This window comes from Microbacterium schleiferi (assembly GCF_020781975.1).
Lineage (GTDB): Bacteria > Actinomycetota > Actinomycetes > Actinomycetales > Microbacteriaceae > Microbacterium.
The window spans coordinates 1-1,005 of record NZ_JAJGNI010000031.1 but is presented as its reverse complement, the minus strand read 5'-3'; the positions used below and the strand labels follow the sequence as shown (position 1 = coordinate 1,005).

General features: G+C 64.4%; 1 protein-coding gene. It reads left to right on the top strand.

Going from position 1 to position 1,005, the window contains the following annotated elements; genetic code table 11:
• Positions 1-76 precede the first annotated feature (76 nt).
• The gene (locus tag LL236_RS14735) at positions 77-979 is read left to right on the top strand and encodes an IS982 family transposase (RefSeq protein WP_228179578.1); all 903 of its coding nucleotides are present in this window, start codon (positions 77-79) and stop codon (positions 977-979) included.
• The last annotated feature ends 26 nt before the right edge of the window (positions 980-1,005 follow it).

The window sequence follows — 1,005 nt, the reverse complement described above, 5'->3', positions numbered from 1 at the left end:
CCTAGATGAGTGAGTCCGTTTGGTTTGGGCGGCGTGGACGCTGTTAATCGGAGGCGGAGGGTGTTAAGCCCTGCGTGTGAAAACTGACCTCAACACCCTCCTGATCACACTGTACGTCCATCTCGATGACCGGATCCTGCCTGCGATCGGGTTCTCTCGCGATCATCACCCGGGTCGTAAGCCCGCGCTCAACGACGTCGAGCTGCTGTGTCTGCTGGTCGCGCAGCACTTGCTCGGGATCGCGTCCGAGCGCAAGTGGATCCGGTACGCCCGCGCGCACCTGCATGGCATGTTCCCGAACATCCCGAAGCAGTCCGGGTGGGGCAAACGGGTCCGCCAGTCCACGGGGTTGATCTCCGCGGTGATCACCGAACTGGCTCGCGACACCCCGACCTGGGGTGAGTTGACCCGTCTCGTGGATTCCACCCCGCTGCCGTGCGCGGCGTCTCGCGAGACGGTGAAACGCTCCGATCTTGCCGGGCACGCCGGCTACGGCTACTGCGCCTCCCACTCCCGGTTTTTCTGGGGGTTCCGTCTCTATCTGGTCTGCACCCCCGACGGGATGCCCGTGGTCTGGGGACTCGCGAACCCGAAGCTCGGAGAGCGGGAAGTGACCGCGGCGCTGCTGCGCCACGACCGGCATCTCATCCAGTCTGGCCAGGTGATCGTCGGCGACAAGGGGTTCGCGGGACGCGAGTTCGAGACCTTCATCGCCGATGAGCTCGGCGCGCATCTGGTGCGCCCCGACCGCAAGGATGAGAACCCAAGGTTCGGGCGCCTCGGTGGCATCCGGCAATGGGTCGAGTCCGTGTTTGACACCCTGAAAGGCCAACTCACCCTCGAAGACCACGGCGGACGCACCATCCCAGGCGTCTACTCCCGCGTCGCCGCAAGACTCCTCGCCCTCGCCGCCGGCATCTGGCACAACTGGCTCATCGACGCCCCAGCCAAGAGATCACTCATCGCATACGACCACTGAAAACGATCGGACTCACTCATCTAGAG